This window comes from Tepidibacter formicigenes DSM 15518 (genome assembly GCF_900142235.1).
GTDB lineage: Bacteria > Bacillota > Clostridia > Peptostreptococcales > Peptostreptococcaceae > Tepidibacter > Tepidibacter formicigenes.
Genome location: NZ_FRAE01000039.1, coordinates 1 through 21,357, shown reverse-complemented (window position 1 = coordinate 21,357; position 21,357 = coordinate 1). Strand labels below are relative to the sequence as shown.

Below are 21,357 nucleotides of genomic sequence, written 5' to 3'. Positions count from 1 at the left end.
CACCGTAAGGGTAAGACCCCAGGAAGACTACCTGGTTGATAGGTCCAAGGTGTAAGCTCAGTAATGGGTTCAGCTTATGGATACTAATAGGTCGAGGACTTGACCTAGTATTAATCTGTTCAGTTTTGAAAGTATTAAATATGCGGGTGTAGCTCAGTGGTAGAGTTCCGGCCTTCCAAGCCGGCTGCGAGGGTTCGACTCCCTTCACCCGCTCCATTAAAATGAGATTATGTGGTTACAATAGCAAGGAGGATACACCTGTTCCCATTCCGAACACAGAAGTTAAGCTCCTTAGCGCCGATGGTACTTGGAGGGAAGCCTCCTGGGAGAGTAGGACGTAGCCACGTAAATTTCAAACAAAAATAAAGCACGTGCAAAAGTACGAGCTTTATTTTTGTTTGAAATTTAAAGTAATTTATTATATTGGGAGTATATTTATTTATTATTCTTTTGATTAATATATTAATATGTTATTAAAATAGTTACACTATATTATATAAATTATAGAAATTTCTTTTAAATTTATGTATATAAATATGAAATTTGGTTAAGATATTACTACAAAGTTAAAAATTAAATTAACTTAATCTCCCCCAAAAAAGACTTCTATCCCCCATAGAAGTCTTTTTTTTATTAAAAAGATATTGACATATGCCCAAAAAGGTATATAATTTAAATTGTAATAGGCATATGCTAAAAATAAAAAAAGGGAGGTTATTTGTATGCCAAGATTTGATGGAACTGGTCCAATGAGTAGAGGTAGAATGACTGGTAGAGGAAAGGGATTTTGTAATAGTAATTCTCCTAGAAGAAATAATTGGTTTTGTAAAAGAGGATTTGGTTTAGGTAGAGGTTTTATAAATAAAGGTGAAGAGAAAAAATATCTTGAAAATCAAAAAGCTCTTTTAGAAGAGGAATTAAAAAATATTAATGAATATTTAGATTCTTATAAAAAAAATAAATAATTAATAATATAAATTAAGGAGTAAAAATTTTTACTCCTTAATTTATGAAAAACTTATAATTTTGGAGGGAAAAAATGCCGAGACCTAAAAAGTGGAGAAAAGTAGGATTTATTCCTGAGATAAGATTTTATGGACCGTTAGATTGTGATATTGAAAATTCAATTATAATTATGAGTGTAGAAGAGCTTGAAAGTATTAGATTGATGGATTTAGAAGGCTTAGATCAAAATGAATGTGCACAAAGAATGATGGTAGCACGTTCGACATTTCAAAGAATATATAGCGAGGCAAAAAGAAAAATAGCTGATAGTATAATTAATGGGAAAAAATTGAAAATTGAAGGAGGAAATTATACTTTAAATATATGTAAAATTATTTGTAAAAATTGTGGATATGAGTGGAAAGAGAAATGTGAGGATATAGATAAAGATATTGAGTGTCCACAATGTAGTTCAGAAAATAATTTAATATGTAGTGAAGATGAAAAAAATAAAGTGTGTAGACGTTGCTTTAGACATAGGTGTGGAAGGTTATAGGGTAGAAATAATAGTTTAAAATTGGGGGAAAATTAAAATGAATTCACATGTAGATTGTATATCATGTATAGTAAATAAAATTGATGGTTTAGCAAATAAATATTTAGATACTAAAAAGAAGAAATATGATTTTATGAAAAAAGCATTAAGCGAAATAGTCGATGCAAATTATAATATGAGTTCGCCTACTATAAGTTCTAAAATTTTAAGAATCTTAAAAGAAGAAGTAAATATCGATGATATTTATGAAAAAGAAAAAAAATATTTTAATGATTTAGCACTTAAAATGGAAAATCAATTAAACGAAAACTTAGATTTATCAGAGGATAGATTTTTAGATGCTTTAAAATATGCTATATCTGGAAATATAATAGATTTTGGAGCATTGGATGATATAAAGGATGATATGCTTGATGAAATAATACAAACTACTTTAAAACAGAGTATAAATGAAAATGTATATTCTAGATTTAAAAGAGATTTAGAGAATGCAAGTGAATTGGTATATCTATCTGATAATACAGGAGAAATAGTTTTTGATAAGCTATTTATTAAAGAAATAAGAAAAAAATATCCTAATTTAAATATAACTTTGATTACAAGAGGAGGGCCTGTATATAACGATGCAACAGAAGAAGATGCTTATTATGTTGGTTTAGACAAGTATGTAAAAATAATTAATAATGGAACGGATATTGCAGGTACAGATCTTTTAGAAATTAATGAAAAAAGCAAGAGATATATTGATAATGCTGATTTAATTATATCTAAAGGACAAGGAAATTTTGAAACTTTATGTGGCTGTGGTAAAAATATATATTATTTATTTTTATGTAAATGTGATATGTTTGTTGAAAGGCTTAAATGTGAAAAATTTCAAAGTGTTTTTATCAATGAGGAAGAATGTAGTAAGCTTTTTGAAGAATAAATTTATAGTATTTGCTAAAAATATTGTTAATATAGGAATATATAAGACTTGCTGTGGAGAGTGACGTTTATGTGGAAATTGATTAAATATTTACAAAAAAAACTAATTATTAGTATTCCATTATTTATGGTTATAGGTTTAATTTATGGAAGCTATTTTGAAGTAAGCTTTTTAAAAAAATTGGTCATGCCATTTACGATTTTAATGGTATATCCTATGATGGTTAATTTAAATATAAATGAATTGACGAAAAAAGGAAATTTGAAGCTACAGTTTACAACTCAGTTGATTAATTTTATTTTTATGCCGTTAATTGGATTTTTAATAGGTAATTTGTTTTTTAAAGATAATACCTATATTGTGTTAGGTTTGCTTTTAACTTCTTTATTACCTACTTCGGGAATGACCATTTCTTGGACAGGCTTTGCAAAGGGAAATATATCAGAAGCTATTAAAATGACTATAATAGGATTAATATTGGGTAGTATACTTTCACCGCTATATTTAAAGTATTTTATGGGAACAGCTATTCAAATACCATTGGCAAATATTTTTAAACAAATTTTAATGGTTGTGTTTTTGCCTATGATTGCAGGTATTATTACAAAGAAAGTGATTATTTTAAAATGTGGACAAGAAAAATATAATAAAGAGTATAAACAGAAGTTTCCGCCGTTATCTACTTTAGGAGTACTTGCAATGGTATTTACTGCCATGGCATTAAAAGCTAAGACAATAATGTCAAATCCAATGGTTTTAATAAACTTATTGTTACCATTAATATTACTTTATTTAATTAACTTTGTGGTTAGTACAATAATTGCTAAGCTATTATTTGATAAAAAAGATGCAATTGCATTAATATACGGTACTGTAATGAGAAACCTTTCGATTGCGCTAGCTATTGCCATGGCTGTTTTTAAAGAAAGTGGAACAGAAATAGCTTTAATAATAGCAATAGCGTATATTGTTCAGGTACAAGCTGGTGCTTGGTATGTAAAATTTACTGATAGAATCTTAGGTGTATAGTTTAAAGGGCTAAATTAAAAAATTTAGTCCTTTTTTGCTTATAACGAATAGGAAATTATATAATTTTTAGTTTTAAATTTACAAATTATAGTGTATAATTTTTATAGATGACAAAAAGAACTAATGTTCGAGAAGAGGTGTGTATATGAATTTTAAAATAGAGTCGAAATTTAAGCCAACAGGGGACCAACCGCAAGCTATAGAAAAAATTGTTAATGCAATAAATAAAAATAAAAAATATGTGACACTTCTTGGAGTTACAGGATCGGGAAAAACATTTACAATGGCAAATGTTATAGAAAAAGTTCAAAAACCAACATTAGTTATAGCTCATAATAAAACACTAGCTGCACAGTTATATAGTGAATTTAAAGAATTTTTTCCTAATAATGCAGTTGAATACTTTGTAAGTTATTATGATTATTATCAACCAGAAGCATATGTTATGCAAACAGATACTTATATAGAAAAAGATGCTTCAGTAAATGAAGAAATAGATAAATTAAGACACTCAGCTACAGCAGCAGTATTAGAAAGAAGAGATGTGATAATAGTATCATCTGTATCTTGCATATATGGACTTGGAGACCCTCGTGACTATAAAGAACTTATGATATCTTTAAGACCTGGTATGCAAAAGGATAGAGATGAAGTTATAAAAAAATTAGTTGAAATACAATATGAAAGAAATGATATAAACTTTGTAAGAGGTACATTTAGAGTAAGAGGAGATATACTTGAAATAATGCCTGCAAATTCGGATGAAGTAGGAATTAGAATTGAATTTTTTGGAGATGAAATAGATAGAATAACAGAGATAAATTACTTAACAGGAGAAATAATAGGAACAAGAAATCATATAGCTATTTTTCCTGCATCTCATTATGTAACTAGTAAAGAAAGACTTGAAAAATCAATAATTAATATAGAAAAAGAACTTGAAGAAAGAGTAAAATATTTTAAAGAAAAGGATAAATTGTTAGAAGCACAAAGAATTGAGCAAAGAACAAAGTATGATATAGAGATGCTTAGAGAAATAGGATTTTGCCAAGGAATAGAAAATTATTCAAGACATATAACAGGAAGAAAAGAAGGTGAAAAGCCTTATACTCTTATGGATTTTTTTCCAGATGATTATTTGATAATAATAGATGAATCTCATGTTACAATACCACAAGTAAGAGGAATGTATGGAGGAGATCAATCAAGAAAAGAATCTCTTATTGAAAATGGATTTAGACTTCCTTCAGCTTATGACAATAGACCTTTAAATTTTAAAGAATTTGAAGAAAATATAAATCAAGTATTATTTGTATCAGCTACTCCTGGCCCTTATGAAATTCAAAATTCAAGTGAGTTTGCAGAGCAAATTATAAGGCCAACAGGACTTTTAGATCCACAAATAGATGTAAGACCAATAAATGGGCAAATAGATGATCTTTTAGGAGAGATAAATAAGATAGTAGAAAAAGAAGAAAGAGTTCTAGTTACAACACTTACTAAAAAAATGGCAGAAGATTTAACTGATTATTTAAGAAATGCAGGGGTTAGGGTAAAGTATCTACACTCAGATATAGATACTCTAGAGAGAATAGAAATAATAAGAGATTTAAGAGTAGGAAAATTTGATGTATTAGTTGGAATAAATCTTTTAAGAGAAGGACTTGATATTCCAGAAGTATCACTTGTTGCAATACTTGATGCAGATAAAGAAGGTTTTTTAAGATCGGAAACTTCTTTAATACAGACAATAGGAAGGGCTGCTAGAAATAAAAATGGAAAAGTTATAATGTATGCAGATAAAATAACTAATTCTATGGAAAAAGCAATAAGTGAAACAAATAGAAGAAGAAATATACAGATGAAGCACAATGAGGAACACAATATAGTTCCTAAAACTATAAATAAAGAAATAAGAAATGTGATTGAGGCTACAATGGTTGCAGATGAAGAAGTAGAATATGGAATCAAAAAAGAATTAAATATAGATGAAATAAAAGAAACTATAGAAAGATTAAATTATGAAATGATGGAGGCTGCTAAAAATCTTCAGTTTGAAAGAGCTGCACAACTTCGTGATAAGATAAATGAGCTTCAAGAAAGGATTGAAAATTAATATGGAAAATAAAAAAATAGTAATAAAAGGAGCAAAGGAGCACAACTTAAAAAGTGTTAATATAGAGATTCCAAGAAATAAATTTATAGTATTTACTGGACTTTCAGGCTCGGGAAAATCATCTCTTGCATTTGATACAATATATGCAGAAGGACAAAGAAGGTATGTTGAAAGTTTATCAGCTTATGCTAGACAATTTTTAGGACAAATGGAAAAACCAAATGTTGAATATATTGAAGGACTATCTCCTGCAATATCTATAGATCAAAAGACAACATCAAAAAATCCTAGATCAACTGTTGGAACCGTTACAGAAATATATGATTATTTAAGACTTTTATTTGCTAGAATTGGAGAGCCTCACTGCCCAGTATGTGGTGAAAAAATAAGTCAAATGACAGTTCAGGAAATAGTAGATAAGGTTATAGAGCTTCCCGAAAGAAGTAAGATTCAAATACTATCACCTGTTGTAAGAGGAAAAAAAGGAAGACATGAAAAAATTATAGAAAATATAAAAAAAGAAGGATTTGTAAGATTAAGGGTTAATGGAGAACAATATGAAGTAACAGATGAAATAAATTTAAATAAAAATAAAAAACACAATATAGAGGTTATAGTAGATAGAATAATAATAAAAGAAGGAATAGAAAATAGACTTAGTGATTCTATTGAAACTGCTATTAAGCTTTCTGATGGACTTGTAATTGTGGATATAATAGATGATAAGGAAATTCTTTTTTCAACTAAATTTACATGCCCTGACCATGGCATAGGAATTGAAGAATTATCTCCTAGAATGTTTTCGTTTAATAGTCCATTTGGAGCATGTAAAAATTGTAATGGACTTGGAAATATGAAAAAGGTAGATAAAGATTTAGTTATTCCAAACAAAGACTTATCTATAAAAGATGGAGCAATTGCTCCTTGGTTTTCAGTTGGAGGAGCAGGAAGTGAAGATACTTATTATTATAAAATGGTTGAAAGCTTAGCTAAAGAATTTAATGTATCCTTAGATACTCCATTTAAGGATTTATCAGATGAATTTGTAGATGAGCTTTTATATGGGAATAATAATATACTTGTTAAATTTGATTATGAATCTAAATTCGGTGGAAATAGAACATATCAAGCACCATTTGAAGGAGTTATAAACAATTTAGAAAGAAGATATAAAGAAACAAATTCAGATTATATAAGAGAAAAAATAGAAGCATTCATGATAGAAAGTCCATGTCCTGCTTGTAAAGGAGCAAGACTAAAAAAAGAGAGTTTATCAGTTTTAATAAATGATAAAAATATAAATGATATTACTAATATGTCTATAAGTGAATTATTAGATTTTATAGAGAATATAAAATTAACTAAAAAACAAAAACTAATTGCATCAGAGATATTAAAAGAAATAAAGGGAAGAACAAGCTTTTTAAAAGATGTAGGACTTGATTATCTTAATCTATCAAGAAAAGCAGGAACTTTATCTGGTGGAGAAGCACAAAGAATTAGACTTGCAACTCAAATAGGATCGGGATTAGTTGGAGTACTTTATGTACTAGATGAACCAAGTATAGGGCTTCACCAAAGGGATAATGATAGACTTATTAAAACATTAAGGCACTTAACAGATATAGGAAATACACTTATAGTAGTAGAACATGATGAAGATACAATGTATGCAGCGGATTATATAGTTGATATAGGACCAGGAGCTGGAATACATGGAGGAGAAATAGTTGCACAAGGAACAGTTGATGAAATAAAAAAATGTGAAAATTCTATAACAGGAAAGTATTTAAGCGGAAAAGAAAAAATAGTTATTCCAGATGAAGTAAGAAAACCTAATGGAAAATATATAGAAATTAAAAAAGCAAAAGAAAATAACTTAAAAAATATAGATGTAAAAATACCACTTGGATTATTTACATGCATAACAGGTGTTTCGGGTTCAGGGAAAAGTTCACTTATAAATGAAATACTATATAAAGGTGTAGCTTCAAAAACTCAAGGACTTAGAGTTAAACCAGGAGATCATAAGGAAATATTAGGGATAGAAAATATAGATAAAGTAATAGATATAGATCAATCTCCTATAGGAAGAACACCAAGATCAAATCCTGCAACATATACTGGAGTATTTGATATGATAAGAGATGTATTCTCTCAAACTCCTGAAGCTAAAGCTAGAGGATATAAAAAGGGAAGATTTAGTTTTAATGTAAAGGGAGGAAGATGTGAAGCCTGCAAGGGTGATGGAATTATAAAAATAGAAATGCACTTCTTACCTGATGTATATGTACAATGTGAGGTGTGTAAAGGAGAAAGATATAACAGAGAAACGCTTCAAGTTAAATATAAAGGTAAAACTATATCTGATGTACTTAATATGAATGTAGAAGAGGCTCTTGAATTTTTTGAAAATATACCAAAAATAAAAAGAAAGCTACAAACACTTATGGATGTAGGTCTTTCCTATATAAAGCTTGGGCAGCCGTCAACTCAATTATCAGGTGGAGAAGCTCAAAGAATTAAGCTTGCTACAGAGCTAAGTAAAAGATCTACTGGTAAAACACTTTATATATTAGATGAGCCTACAACAGGTCTTCATATTGCTGATGTAGATAAACTTATATCAGTACTTCAAAAGCTTGTAGATGCAGGAAATTCAGTTGTAGTTATAGAGCATAACTTAGATGTTATAAAAACAGCTGATTATATAATAGACTTAGGACCAGAAGGTGGAGATAAAGGTGGACAAATAGTTGCTGTTGGAACTCCCAAAGAAGTATCTCAAAATAAAAAATCATATACAGGAATGTTTTTAAAAAACTACTTTCATTCAAGAAAAAGCATATGATTATATAAATTTATGCAAATTGAAGTTGTAGTATAATAAATATATAGGAGTGAAAGGAGTGATATTATGAAAATGAAGATATTAACACTTGTTTTCATTTTAATATTTTTAATTACTAGTTGTAATAATACTGAAAACATAGATAATAATCAAGAAAAAAGTGTAGAATATATTGGAATTTATCAAGGGCTTTATAATGATAATGCCAAAATAGATGTTATTAATATCCCATATGAATATAATAGTTTTAAATTAAGTGAAGATGTGAAAAATAGTATTAAAGATTATAGTAAAAATAGTTTAATATCTTTTAAAATAGACAGTAAAAATATTATTACGGAATTAAATAATATAGATAAAGTAGCTGTTAAAGCTGTATTTAATGGTATGGCAGATGATAGGTTTGCAGAATTTAATATGCAAAATAAAATATATGTTTTTGAAATAAGCAGTGAAGTTAGAGAAAAAGTAAATAATTTAAAAGAAGGAGTCGAAGTTAATATAACATTAAAACAGTTAGAAATACCTGAAAATAATCTAAGAGTTATAAATATAGATAAAAATTAAAAATTTTATACTTGACAAAAATATAATATGGTTGTAATATTAATCTAGTTACAAAATTAAATAAATATTTTGCTTCTTATCAAGAGAGATGGAGGGAATGGCCCAATGAAGTCTCGGCAACCTTCAAACATCGGTTTGAAAAGGTGCCAATTCCAACAAAGCTTTTTAGCTTTGAAAGATGAGAAGATGAAGATAGTATAATAATGTGCTATTTGAGTCTTCTCTGTGTAGAGAAGACTTTTTTAGTGGTTAAAAATAAAATTTCACTAAAAAGTCTACTACATTACTTTAGTTTAATAATACAATAAATCACAAAAGGAGGGTATACTGTGTACAAAAATCAAAAAGGAAATCCATGGGCATTATTGCCTCTAGCAGTTTTTTTACTTATTTTTATAGGATCAGGTATTATAGCTAAGGATTTTTATAAAATGCCTGTAATAGTTGCATTTTTAATTTCTGGAGCTTTTGCAATATTTATGAATCCTAAAGAAAGTATTTCTAAAAAAATAGATATTTTCTGTAAAGGAGCAGGGGAAAGTAATATTATTTTAATGGCTATTATATTTATTTTAGCAGGAGCTTTTGGAAATGTAGCAAGAGAAATGGGTGGAGTAGATGCAACTGTTAATTTAAGTTTATCTATACTTCCTGAAAATTTATTAATAGTTGGGATTTTTGTTATTGCTTGTTTTATATCATTTTCTATGGGAACTTCTATGGGAACAATAGTAGCACTAGCACCAATAGGAATAGGAATTGCTGAAAAGACTTCAATACCTGTGGCACTAGCACTAGGAGCAATAGTAGGTGGAGGAATGTTTGGAGATAATTTATCCATGATTTCAGATACTACTATTGCTGCTGTTAGAACTCAAGGTTGTGAAATGAAAGATAAATTTAAAGTTAATTTTGTAATTACACTTCCAGCTGCCATTATTACAGCAATAATTCTTGGCATAGTAACAGCTGGAAATCAAGTGAGTTTAGGAACTGAATATACTTATGATATTGTAAAAGTATTTCCATATATATCAGTGTTAGTTGCAGCATTATTTGGAGTAAATGTATTTATTATATTAGGTGGAGGAATTGTATTTGCAGGATTAGTTGGAATTTATTATAAATCTTTTGGACTATATGGATTTATAGAAGCCATGGCAAATGGAATTACTGGAATGGAAGATTTAGCAATGATAGCTATAATTGTTGGAGGTATTGTTGAACTTATAAAATATAATGGTGGAATTGATTTTATACTTTACTTTATAACTAGCAGAATTAAAACTAAAAAAGGAGCAGAATTTGGTATTGCAGCTATTGTAAGTATTATAGATTTATGTACTGCTAATAATACTATAGCTATTGTTATGGCAGGACCACTTGTTAAGAATATTGCTAAAAAATTTGATATAGATCCAAGAAGAAGTGCAAGTATTCTTGATATATTTGCAGCTTGCTGTCAGGGAATAGTTCCTTATGGAGCACAGCTTTTAGCAGCAGCAGGATTAGCTGGGATATCACCATTTGCTATCTTAAGGTATTTACATTATCCTGCTTTAATAGGTATATTTGGAGTACTAGCTATAGTGCTTGGATATCCTAAATTTGAAAGTAGCAGTGTTAAAAGTGAAATTAAAGAAGAAATTTTAAATTAAAAGAAAAAAGAGCCTTTGAGGCTCTTTTTTTAGTTATACTTAAAGCAGTCCTATAAAAAAGCTAGATATGAAATACATTAGTAGTAAAATACCCAAGCAAGCTGAAAAGTCTTTGACTCGGGTCGGAACAGACCTGTCACTATTGGACATGTCAACAATCACACTCCTTAAAAGTATAGTTACTATTATTATATCATAAACTTAAAAATAGGTAACTATCAAATTATGTAATTTTCTAGAAAAGAATTTTGTTTGATAACCTATTTAAAAATTTTGAAAAATTAATTATAATAAACTCTAAGGAGTTGAAAAAATGTTTGATATAAAAGAACAATTGAAAAATTTGCCAGAACTACCTGGAGTTTATATAATGAAGGATAAATATAAAAATGTAATTTATGTAGGTAAAGCAATATCTTTAAAAAATAGAGTCAGACAATATTTTCAAGCCTCTAAAAATCATCCACGAAAAGTAAAATCTATGGTTAAAAATATAGCTGAATTCGAATATATAATTACAGACTCAGAAGTTGAAGCTTTAATATTAGAATGTAACCTTATAAAAGAATATAGACCTAAATATAATGTTCTATTAAGAGATGATAAAACTTATCCATATATAAAAATAACATTAAATGAAGATTATCCTAGAGTACTAAAGGTTAGAAAGATAAAAAAAGACGGTTCTAAATATTTTGGACCATATACTAATACATCTGCTCTTAATGATACTTTAGAGCTTATACATCAGATGTATCTTATAAGAACATGCAATTTAGATATACAAAAAGCTATAGATAGGAAACAAAGACCATGCCTAAATTTTCATATAAACAAATGCATAGGTCCCTGCACTGGTAATATAGATAAAAATGAATATAAATCAATGATAAATGAAATAATAATGATTTTATCTGGAAAAATTGAGAACTTAAAAAATGAACTTCAAGAAAAAATGCAGGAAGCGTCTAAAAAATTAGAATTTGAAAAAGCAGCAAAATATAGAGATAAAATAATAAGTCTTGAGAAAATGATTGAAAATCAAAAGATAGTTTCAACTAATAATAGATTAGATCAAGATGTAATAGCCATGGCAAAAGCTTATGATGGGGCATGTGTTCAAGTGTTCTTTATAAGAAATGGAAAAATAGTTGGAAGAGAACACTATATTATAGAAAATGTATTAGATTCTGAAAGAAATGAGATATTATCATCATTTATAAAGCAATTCTATTCATTTCAAAGATTTATTCCTAGAGAGTTAATAATAGAAGAAGAAATAGAAGATATGGAAATAATTCAAGACTGGTTAAGTTATAATAAAAATAAAAGAGTAAATATTAAAGTTCCCAAAAAAGGAGAGAAAAAAGAGCTTGTTGAGATGGTTAGAAAAAATGCTATAGAATCTTTGGAGAAATTTAAAAATTTAAAAAAGATAAAATTTGAGAAAACAAGGGGAGTTTTAGAGGAGTTAAAAGAAATTTTAAATTTAGACAAAAAACCTATTAGAATAGAAGCATTTGATATATCTAACATACAGGGAGTAGATTCAGTAGGAAGTATGGTTGTCTTTACTAATGGGAAAAAGGATAGAAAAGAGTATAGAAGGTTTAAAATAAATACTGTTATTGGACCTAATGATTATGCTTCCATGGAGGAAATAATAAGTAGGAGGTTTAAAAATGGAAATTATCCAGATTTAATACTTTTAGATGGAGGATTGGGACAAGTAGGTGTTGTAGATAAAGTTCTTAAAAGATATAATTTAAGTATTCCTTTGTGGGGTATGTATAAAGATAATAAACACAGAACAAAAGGGCTTGTTTCTTTAGAAAAGGAAATAGAGTTTGATAAATATTCAAATATATATAAATTTATAGCTGCTATTCAAGAGGAAGTACATAGATTTGCTATAAGTTATCATAGATCCCTTAGAGAAAAAAATATGACAAAGTCTATATTAGATGATATACCTAATGTAGGGAAAAAGAGAAAAATGAATTTACTTTCTCGTTTTAAAACAATAGAAAATATAAAAAATGCATCAATACACGAACTTGAAAAAGTAGAAGGTATGAATAAAAAAGTAGCTCAAAGTGTATATAATTATTTTAGAAAGAAGGGATAAAATGGATAAAGTATCTGTAAGACAAATAATAGAAGATTTAAAATTAAAAGTAGTTTATATGCCTGAGGATATAGATTATTATGTAACATCTTCTGATGTAAATAGGCCAGGACTTCAATATGCTGGATTTTTTGATTATTTTTCTAATGATAGAATTCAAATTGTAGGAATGGGAGAGTATCAATATTTTCAGTATTTAGATAAAGAAACTAGATGGAAAAGATTTGATAAGCTTTTTTCTTATGATATACCAGCACTAGTTCTTACAAGAGGGCTTACTCCTAGTGAAGATGCAATTGAATGTGCCAAAAAACACAAAAGAATATTTTTATCTACTGAAATGAATACAACTAGATTTATAAACAAACTGTCTAACTATTTAGATGCAAAGCTTGCTCCTTCTACAACAATACATGGAGTATTAGTAGATGTATATGGTATAGGAACACTTATAACAGGAGAAAGTGGAGTTGGAAAATCAGAAACAGCTTTAGAACTTGTAAAAAGAGGTCATAGACTTGTAGCTGATGATGCTGTTGAAATTAGAAAAATAGATGATGCTGTTTTAATTGGACAAGCTCCAGAGCTTATACAATATCTTATGGAAATAAGAGGTGTGGGAATACTTGATATAAAAAGTTTATTTGGAGTTGGTGCTGTAAAGCCCAAGAAGTATATAGATATGGTAATTAATCTTGAGTGTTGGCAAGAGGGAAAATATTATGATAGATTAGGAATAGATGAAGAATATATGGATATCTTAGATATACCTGTAGAAAAGATAACCATACCTGTAAAGCCTGGAAGAAATATAGCTATGATTATAGAGGTTGCTGCTAGAAATTATAGACAAAAAGCTATGGGATATAATGCAGCTCAAGAATTTAATAATAAATTAATGCATAGATTAGGTGATGATAGCTAAAGTCATTAATGCTAACTATTTATAATAGCAGGATATTTTAATCCTGTTATTTTTTTGCACAATTTAATAAATTTGAAATAATTATAATATAAGACAAGATATAAATAAGTCTATAAAAGAGGGTGAGGGCAATAGAAAATAAATTAAAAGAAAGTAAAGAACTTTGTAAAAGTATATATGAAAATTACTTACCTATATTTGTTATGTATACTGAAGATGGTAAAATTGTAGATGTAAACCAAGCTGCTTGTTCATTTTATAAATATAGTAGGGAAGAATTTATGAAATTAAAAATAACAGATTTAAATATACTTCCATCAAAAAAAGTATTTGAATATATAGAAATTGCTAAGTGTAGAAAAAAAAGTCATTTTTATTTTACTCATAAATTATCAACTGGAGAAATAAGACGTGTAGAAGTGTACAGTGGTTCTATTAATATTGAAGGAAAACAGTTTTTATATTCTATTGTAAGAGATGTTACTCAAAATGAAAAAAATAAGAAAAGATTAATATTATTTGAAAAGGTATTTGAACACAGTACAGAAGGGGTTTTAATAACCGATATGAATGGAAATATTAAGTTGGTTAATTCATCATTTTGTTTAATAACAGAATACAGTAAGGAAGAACTGATGGGAAAAAATATTAAAATATTAATATCAGAAAAGAATGATAGTGATTTTTATATAAATATGTGGAATACACTTAAAAAAGAAGGAAAATGGAGAGGGGAAATTACAAATAGAAAGAAAAATGGAAAAGTTAGTGTAGTTTTAGCGAATTTTTTTTCTATAGATGATGAAAAAGATAATATTAATTATTTTGCTGGAATAATTAGTGATATTACAGAAAATAAGATTAAAGAACAAAAAATTAATTATCTTGCGTTTAGAGATAGTCTTACAGGTTTATATAATAGAGCATATTTCATGGAAAGATTAAGTATAGAAATAAATAAAGCTCATGAAAATAATGAAATTTTAGCTGTACTATTTATGGATCTTGACGGTTTTAAAAAAATAAATGACAACTTAGGTCATTCTATTGGAGATAAGCTGCTTAAAGAAGTTGCAACTAGATTTGAAAAACAAATACGCAAAGATGATATAATTTCAAGATTAGGTGGAGATGAATTTATAATATTAATTAAAAATATTATAAATATAGAAAATGTAGTTTTAGCAGTACAAAGAATTATGAGTGTTTTTAAATATCCGTATCTTATAGGTGAATATAAGATATATGTATCAGCGAGTATAGGCATTTCCATATATCCAAATGATGGAGTTAACAGTGAAGTTTTAATTAGAAATGCTGATATAGCAATGTATAATGCAAAAGATAGTGGAAAGAATAAATTTAAGTTTTACTGTCCTAATTTAAATGATAAAATTCAAGAAGAATTTATATTGGAAAACAATTTGAGAGATGTGCTTAATAAAGATGAGTTTTTTTTAAACTATCAACCAATAGTAGATATTAATACACAAAAAATTATTGGAATGGAGGCTCTTCTTAGGTGGAATCATCCAAAGCTTGGACTTATTCCACCGGATAAGTTTATACCGGTTGCTGAAAATAGTGGATTTATTATTGATATTGGAAAATGGGTTTTAAAAAATGCATGTATTCAAGCTAAAAAGATGCATGATTTAGGAATTAACATATTTATATCTGTTAATATATCCGTAAATCAGTTAAAAGAAGAGAATTTTATTGAGTATGTTTCAAAAATACTTAAAGAAACAGGTATTAATCCTAAATATGTAGATTTGGAAATTACTGAAAGCATATCTATGGAAAATATCGATTATATAACAGATGTTTTAAATAAGCTTAAGTATTTAGAAGTAAATATATCTATGGATGATTTTGGTACTGGATATTCATCTCTTGGTCAGCTTAAAAATTTCTATATAAGTAAATTAAAAATAGATAGATCGTTTATAAAGGATATATATATAGATTCAAATTCAACAGCTATTGTAAGTGCTATTATAGCCATGGCAAAAAATTTAAACATTAAAGTAGTAGCAGAAGGAGTAGAGGCTAATCAACAGCTTAAGTTTTTAAAAGACAATGGATGTGAGATGGCTCAAGGATATTTATTTAGTCCACCTGTAGATTTGCAAAATATGGAAAATGCAATTAAAAATCAGATTAAAAAAAACTATGCAGAATAAATTGCATAGTTTTTTTGTATAAAAAATTTTATTCGTTTGACAAAATGAATATATAAAATATAAAAAAGTTTATTGTATTTTAAATAGAATCATGATAATATTGTATTCATATCAAATGCAAAATACAAATGTATACAACTCGTATACAAATAAGATGGGGGGAATATTATGATATCTATAGCTATTTTAGGACATGGGGTAGTAGGATCTGGAGTTGTTGAAATTATAAATAACAATATTAACAAATTAAATGAAAAAATAGGAGAAGAAATTAAAATAGCAAAAATACTAGTAAGGGATGTAAAAAAACATTTAAATAAAGTAAATTCGAATTTACTTACAGATAACATAGAAGATATTTTTTCAGAAAATGTAGATATTGTTGTAGAAGTTATGGGAGGCATAGATCCAGCTTATGATTATATAAAGAAGTTTTTAAATTTAAAAAAACATATTGTAACTGCAAATAAGGATTTAATAGCAAAACATGGAGATGAACTTTTAGATATGGCAAAAGAAAATGGAGTAAGACTTCATTTTGAAGCAAGTGTTGGAGGTGGAATACCAATACTTAGACCATTAAGTGAATGTCTTTCAGGTAATAATTTTAATAGTATTAATGCAATATTAAATGGAACAACAAATTTTATATTATCTAGAATGGATAAAGATAATATGGATTATGAAGAGGCTTTAAAATATGCTCAAGAGTTAGGTTTTGCAGAAGCAAATCCTGAATCAGATGTAATGGGTTATGATTCGGCAAGGAAACTTTCAATACTTTCAACAATTGCATATAATGAAAAAGTTAATTGGGAGAAAATACACATACAAGGAATTACAGATATAGATAAAAATGATATAGAATTTGCTAAAAAAATAGGATGTAGGATAAAACTTTTAGGAATTAGTAAAAAAGAAAATGGAAATATTTATGCTAGTGTAAGACCTGTTATGGTTAATAAGGATTCATCAATAGGAAAAATAGAAGATGAATTTAATGGAATAGTGCTAGATGGTGATGCGGTAGGAAATGTAATGTTTTATGGAAAAGGTGCAGGAAAACTTCCTACAGCAAGTGCTGTATTTGGTGATATAGTTGATATAATTCAGAATAATAGGCAGAAGTTAGCTTGTTTTAATAAAAAAGAAGCTTTAATACAGAAAAACTATCAGAATAAATGTAAATGGATGGTAAGAGTAAAAACAGAAAATAAGCATGAGATTATGAAAGAATTAGCAGATTTTGAAAAATTTTATTTGGATATTAATAAAGAATTTAAAAATGAAGTTATTGCTCTTATAGAAGTTGAAAATGAAGAGATATTGAATGAAAAGATAAATAAATTAAAAAAGATTCCAAATGTATATGATGTTAAATCTATTATGGTTTTAGGTGATAATTGAAGAATGAAAATTAAATCTTTTTGAAGGGGATGAAAAAAATGTGGGAAGGGCTTATTAATAAATATAAAAAATTTTTACCTGTAAATAAGGATTCAAAAGCTATTACACTTTGTGAAGGGAATACTCCTTTAATTAGAGCATCAAACTTAGAAAAAATTATGCCAGGACTTGAGATATATCTTAAATATGAAGGATTAAACCCAACAGGATCATTTAAGGATAGAGGAATGACAATGGCGGTTACTAAAGCTGTAGAAGAGGGAGCTAAAGCTATAATATGTGCTTCAACAGGAAATACGTCAGCTTCAGCAGCAGCTTTTGCTGCAAAAGCTGGTATTAAATGTATAGTAATTGTTCCTGATAATAAAATAGCTTTAGGAAAGTTGGCTCAAGCTATTGCATATGGAGCAAAAATTATAGCAATAGATGGTAATTTTGATGATGCTTTACATATTGTAAAGGAAATATCTAATAACCATCCTATTACCTTGGTAAATTCAATAAATCCTTATAGAATAGAAGGGCAAAAAACAGCAGCATTTGAAATATGTGATCAATTAGAAGAATCTCCAGATTACGTATGTATACCGATTGGAAATGCGGGTAATATAAGTGCATATTGGAAAGGCTTTAAGGAATACAAGGAAAAAGACAATACAAATAAGCTTCCAAGAATGTTGGGATTTCAAGCTTGGGGAGCAGCACCAATAGTTGAAAATAAAGTTTTTGAAAATCCAGAAACTATAGCAACTGCAATAAGAATAGGGAATCCGGCTAGTTGGGATAAAGCTGTAAAGGCACTAGATGAGTCAAATGGGATTATAGAAAAAATAAGCGATGATGATATTATTAAAGCTTATAAAATGATAGCCAATTTAGAAGGTGTATTTGCAGAGCTTGCATCTTGTATTTCAGTAGCTGGACTATACAAATTATATATGCAAGAAAAAATAGATATAAATAAGAAAGTAGTTTGTGTTTTAACTGGAAATGGCTTAAAGGACCCTGATACAGCATTGAAACTTGATAGAAATGTTAAAAATATAAAATGTGATATTAATTTAATAGAAAGAGAAATTGTAGGTGATATATTATGATAAAAGTCAAAGTCCCTGCTACAACTGCCAATATGGGGCCTGGATTTGATTCTTTGGGAATGGCTTTAAATTTATATAATGAAATAGAAATAGAAGAGGTAGATTATGATATTCCTATAGGGGATAATTTAATTTATAAAACTTTAGCTAAAGTTCTTAATATGTATAGCTATAAATATAGAGGATTTAGAATAAAAGTTTCAAAATGTAATATACCTATATGTAGAGGACTTGGAAGTAGCGCATCTTGCATTGTGGCAGGAGTAGTTGCAGCAAATAAAATTATAGGAAATAAATTATCATTAGATGAAATCATTAATATGAGTACACAAATAGAAGGACATCCAGATAATGTTGTCCCAGCTATAATTGGAGGAATGGTAATTTCTATTGAAAATGAAAATAAGGTAACTTATTCTAAAATAAATTTACCAAAGAATTTAAAATTTGCTGTTATGATTCCAGAATTTGAAGTAAGAACACAAGATGCTAGAAATGTTTTACCAAATAGGTATTTAAATAAAGATTGTATATTTAATATTTCAAGAGTAGCAATGCTCGTAAATGCATTAAATAATGGAGAATTAGATAAAATTAGATTGTCTGTACAAGATAAAATACATCAACCTTATAGAAAAAATCTAATCAAAAATATAGATTATATATTTGATAAATCTCATAAGCTCGGTTCAAAAGGAGAATTTATAAGTGGATCTGGGTCTACAGTTATTTCTATTATAGATAACAATGAAGAATTATTTGTTACTAAAATGAAAGAATATTTAAAAGAATTAGATGGAAATTGGAATATAAAATTGTTAAAACCTGATTTAGAAGGAGCAAAAGCTATTTAAATAAATATAAAATATTAAGTTTATTGTGAATAAATATACAACGAAAATGTGTTAAATATTTTGAAAAAATAGAAAATTCACATATGTATAATTATCCTAAAACTATGTATAAATAATATATTATGGTTAAAAAAATAACAAAAAATACGTTTTCATCTACTAAATTATAGCTAAATATAATAGAAAAACAACCATAAGGTACAAAAAAATAATCTTAAAATCCAAGCATAAATATTCAAAAGCAACAAAATGAAAGGAAAACGTTATTTTTAAAAATGTATTATACTATATCTAAAAAACGACATAAATATAATATACTTTTGCAGGAAAAATGAATCGCATAAAAAAAATATAAAAAAATAAAAGGATATTTATACATAAATATATTACCAAAAGAGTAGTTATTTCAATGGGTTGATAGAAAGTTGAATTTTAAAACTTGAATATCAAAAAATTCAAAAAAATATAAAGTGATAAAATTTCGTGAATTTATTGTAGATAAAATAATTGCAGAAAAATTAAAAAGTATGTTATAATAAATTTATTAAGATAAAATGATAAGGATTTAACAATATGTGGAATCCTTATTTTATTTTTGTTAAAGTATGTTAAAAAATTGACTTAATTACTATGAATTAAAAATGGGGAGGTACAAGGATGGCAAGAGATGTCTTTACTAAAGAAAATTTTGAAAAGTTAGACCAGGTTATACAAAAATACAAAGGAAAGCCTGGAGCTTTAATGCCTGTACTTACTGAAGCGCAAAAGATATTTGGTTGTGTTGCTATCGAAATTCAAAAGAAAATATCGGAGGAACTGAATATTCCTCTTGCTGAAATATATGGAGTGGCAACATTTTATTCTCAATTTTCACTTCAACCAAAGGGTGAATATGTTATAGGAGTATGTCTTGGAACGGCATGTTATGTTAAAGGAGCTCAAGATATAATAGATAAATTAGCTAAAGAGCTTAATGTAGAGGTAGGTAAAACTACAGAAGATGGTAAATTCACATTAGTTGCTACAAGATGTATAGGAGCTTGTGGACTTGCACCAGTTTTAACTGTCAATGAAGATGTTTATGGAAAACTTACTGCTGATGATGTAGATGGAATACTTGCTAAGTATAGATAAATTTATTTTTTCATTATGTATGTAGATTAAAGAAAACCATTTAAGGAGGTACTACAATGACATATAAGAACCAGGTTTTAGTTTGTGGGGGTACTGGTTGTACTTCATCTAGTTCTCTAAAAATACTAGAAAAAATTGAAAATTCATTACAAGAAAAAGGAATTAGAGAAGAAGTTAAAGTTATAAAAACAGGATGTTTTGGACTCTGTGCAGCAGGGCCTATAGTTATAGTATATCCAGAAGGAGCATTTTATTCACATGTTAAACTTGAAGATGTAGACAAAATAGTTGATGAGCATATAATAGGTGGAAATATAGTTAAAGATCTTTTATATAAAGAAGCGTTAACTGAAGAGGGAGAAGTTAAACCTTTTGAAGAGGTACCTTTTTATAAAAATCAAATGAGAATTGCCCTTGCTAATTGTGGAGCAATAGGTGCAGAAAATATAGATGATTATTTAGAAAAAGATGGATATAAAGCTTTAGAGAAAGCTTTAAAATCTATGAGTAGAGAAGAAGTAATAGATACAGTTAAAAAATCAGGGCTTCGTGGTCGTGGAGGAGGAGGATTCCCTACAGGACTTAAGTGGGAATTCACTTATAAAGCAGAAAGTGATCAAAAATATGTTGCATGTAATGCTGACGAAGGAGATCCAGGAGCATTCATGGACAGATCTATTCTTGAAGGAGATCCACACGCTGTAATTGAAGCCATGGCTATAGCAGGATATGCTGTAGGAGCAAATATGGGATATGTATATGTAAGAGCTGAGTATCCTGTTGCAATTGAAAGACTTCAAATAGCAATAGACCAAGCTAGAGAAAAAGGATATCTTGGTAAGAATATATTGGGGACTGATTTTGAATTTGATATGGAAATAAGACTTGGAGCTGGAGCATTCGTTTGTGGAGAAGAAACAGCACTTATAAACTCTATAGAAGGAAAAAGAGGAATGCCAAGACCAAGACCACCATT

At 27.9% G+C, this 21,357-nt stretch carries 16 protein-coding genes, 1 tRNA gene, 2 rRNA genes and 1 riboswitch; all 19 genes read left to right on the top strand.

Annotation, left to right across the window (positions count from 1 at the left end; translation table 11 throughout):
* Window positions 1–107, top strand: a 23S ribosomal RNA gene (locus BUA77_RS08510); the annotation flags it as partial.
* Window positions 108–142: 35 nt separating this feature from the next.
* A tRNA-Gly gene (locus tag BUA77_RS08505) sits at window positions 143–216 on the top strand.
* 14 nt (window positions 217–230) lie between these two features.
* Window positions 231–347 (top strand): 5S ribosomal RNA (gene rrf, locus BUA77_RS08500).
* Window positions 348–722: 375 nt separating this feature from the next.
* Window positions 723–965: a DUF5320 domain-containing protein gene (locus tag BUA77_RS08495; RefSeq protein WP_072889195.1), complete on the top strand. Its 243-nt coding sequence runs from the start codon at window positions 723–725 to the stop codon at window positions 963–965.
* Window positions 966–1,039: 74 nt separating this feature from the next.
* The gene (locus BUA77_RS08490; protein ID WP_072889193.1) at window positions 1,040–1,501 is read left to right on the top strand and encodes a DUF134 domain-containing protein; all 462 of its coding nucleotides are present in this window, start codon (window positions 1,040–1,042) and stop codon (window positions 1,499–1,501) included.
* A gap of 37 nt (window positions 1,502–1,538) precedes the next feature.
* Window positions 1,539–2,429: a damage-control phosphatase ARMT1 family protein gene (locus BUA77_RS08485; RefSeq protein WP_072889191.1), complete on the top strand. Its 891-nt coding sequence runs from the start codon at window positions 1,539–1,541 to the stop codon at window positions 2,427–2,429.
* Window positions 2,430–2,498: 69 nt separating this feature from the next.
* Window positions 2,499–3,458, top strand: a complete 960-nt coding sequence (locus tag BUA77_RS08480; RefSeq protein ID WP_072889189.1) for an arsenic resistance protein — start codon at window positions 2,499–2,501, stop codon at window positions 3,456–3,458.
* Between the two features lie 145 nt (window positions 3,459–3,603).
* A complete protein-coding gene (gene uvrB, locus BUA77_RS08475) occupies window positions 3,604–5,574 on the top strand; it encodes an excinuclease ABC subunit UvrB (RefSeq protein WP_072889188.1) in 1,971 nt (656 codons plus the stop codon).
* 1 nt (window position 5,575) lies between these two features.
* Complete coding sequence (uvrA, locus tag BUA77_RS08470) at window positions 5,576–8,425, top strand: excinuclease ABC subunit UvrA (RefSeq protein WP_072889186.1); 2,850 nt, start codon at window positions 5,576–5,578, stop codon at window positions 8,423–8,425.
* 66 nt (window positions 8,426–8,491) lie between these two features.
* Window positions 8,492–8,992: a hypothetical protein gene (locus BUA77_RS08465; protein ID WP_072889184.1), complete on the top strand. Its 501-nt coding sequence runs from the start codon at window positions 8,492–8,494 to the stop codon at window positions 8,990–8,992.
* 73 nt (window positions 8,993–9,065) lie between these two features.
* Window positions 9,066–9,177: riboswitch (SAM riboswitch) on the top strand.
* 144 nt (window positions 9,178–9,321) lie between these two features.
* Complete coding sequence (locus tag BUA77_RS08460) at window positions 9,322–10,650, top strand: Na+/H+ antiporter NhaC family protein (protein WP_072889183.1); 1,329 nt, start codon at window positions 9,322–9,324, stop codon at window positions 10,648–10,650.
* A 313-nt stretch (window positions 10,651–10,963) separates the two neighbouring features.
* Entirely contained in the window at window positions 10,964–12,778 is a 1,815-nt protein-coding gene (gene uvrC, locus BUA77_RS08455) for an excinuclease ABC subunit UvrC (protein WP_072889181.1), read from the top strand.
* 1 nt (window position 12,779) lies between these two features.
* Complete coding sequence (gene hprK / locus BUA77_RS08450; protein WP_072889197.1) at window positions 12,780–13,703, top strand: HPr(Ser) kinase/phosphatase; 924 nt, start codon at window positions 12,780–12,782, stop codon at window positions 13,701–13,703.
* A 122-nt stretch (window positions 13,704–13,825) separates the two neighbouring features.
* Window positions 13,826–15,889 carry a GGDEF and EAL domain-containing protein gene (locus BUA77_RS08445; RefSeq protein WP_072889180.1) on the top strand — a complete coding sequence of 688 codons (2,064 nt, stop codon included), beginning with the start codon at window positions 13,826–13,828 and terminating at the stop codon, window positions 15,887–15,889.
* A gap of 168 nt (window positions 15,890–16,057) precedes the next feature.
* The gene (locus BUA77_RS08440; RefSeq protein ID WP_072889178.1) at window positions 16,058–17,296 is read left to right on the top strand and encodes a homoserine dehydrogenase; all 1,239 of its coding nucleotides are present in this window, start codon (window positions 16,058–16,060) and stop codon (window positions 17,294–17,296) included.
* A gap of 38 nt (window positions 17,297–17,334) precedes the next feature.
* Window positions 17,335–18,393 (top strand): threonine synthase, encoded by a 1,059-nt coding sequence (thrC, locus tag BUA77_RS08435; protein ID WP_084605653.1) that lies wholly within the window; start codon window positions 17,335–17,337, stop codon window positions 18,391–18,393.
* Window positions 18,390–19,247: a homoserine kinase gene (gene thrB, locus BUA77_RS08430; RefSeq protein WP_072889175.1), complete on the top strand. Its 858-nt coding sequence runs from the start codon at window positions 18,390–18,392 to the stop codon at window positions 19,245–19,247. The genes thrC and thrB overlap by 4 nt, the downstream gene beginning before the upstream one ends.
* A gap of 657 nt (window positions 19,248–19,904) precedes the next feature.
* A complete protein-coding gene (nuoE, locus tag BUA77_RS08425; RefSeq protein WP_072889174.1) occupies window positions 19,905–20,381 on the top strand; it encodes an NADH-quinone oxidoreductase subunit NuoE in 477 nt (158 codons plus the stop codon).
* A 56-nt stretch (window positions 20,382–20,437) separates the two neighbouring features.
* Window positions 20,438–21,357: (2Fe-2S) ferredoxin domain-containing protein (locus BUA77_RS08420; RefSeq protein ID WP_200773943.1), on the top strand; the 920-nt coding region annotated here is incomplete at its 3' end.

What these genes read in the sequence shown, in the direction of transcription:
- BUA77_RS08495 (WP_072889195.1), top strand. Translation starts at nt 723, where the DNA reads ATGCCAAGATTTGATGGAACTGGTCCAATGAGTAGAGGTAGAATGACT.
- BUA77_RS08490 (WP_072889193.1), top strand. Translation starts at nt 1,040, where the DNA reads ATGCCGAGACCTAAAAAGTGGAGAAAAGTAGGATTTATTCCTGAGATA.
- BUA77_RS08485 (WP_072889191.1), top strand. Translation starts at nt 1,539, where the DNA reads ATGAATTCACATGTAGATTGTATATCATGTATAGTAAATAAAATTGAT.
- BUA77_RS08480 (WP_072889189.1), top strand. Translation starts at nt 2,499, where the DNA reads ATGTGGAAATTGATTAAATATTTACAAAAAAAACTAATTATTAGTATT.
- uvrB (WP_072889188.1), top strand. Translation starts at nt 3,604, where the DNA reads ATGAATTTTAAAATAGAGTCGAAATTTAAGCCAACAGGGGACCAACCG.
- uvrA (WP_072889186.1), top strand. Translation starts at nt 5,576, where the DNA reads ATGGAAAATAAAAAAATAGTAATAAAAGGAGCAAAGGAGCACAACTTA.
- BUA77_RS08465 (WP_072889184.1), top strand. Translation starts at nt 8,492, where the DNA reads ATGAAAATGAAGATATTAACACTTGTTTTCATTTTAATATTTTTAATT.
- uvrC (WP_072889181.1), top strand. Translation starts at nt 10,964, where the DNA reads ATGTTTGATATAAAAGAACAATTGAAAAATTTGCCAGAACTACCTGGA.
- hprK (WP_072889197.1), top strand. Translation starts at nt 12,780, where the DNA reads ATGGATAAAGTATCTGTAAGACAAATAATAGAAGATTTAAAATTAAAA.
- BUA77_RS08440 (WP_072889178.1), top strand. Translation starts at nt 16,058, where the DNA reads ATGATATCTATAGCTATTTTAGGACATGGGGTAGTAGGATCTGGAGTT.
- thrC (WP_084605653.1), top strand. Translation starts at nt 17,335, where the DNA reads ATGTGGGAAGGGCTTATTAATAAATATAAAAAATTTTTACCTGTAAAT.
- thrB (WP_072889175.1), top strand. Translation starts at nt 18,390, where the DNA reads ATGATAAAAGTCAAAGTCCCTGCTACAACTGCCAATATGGGGCCTGGA.
- nuoE (WP_072889174.1), top strand. Translation starts at nt 19,905, where the DNA reads ATGGCAAGAGATGTCTTTACTAAAGAAAATTTTGAAAAGTTAGACCAG.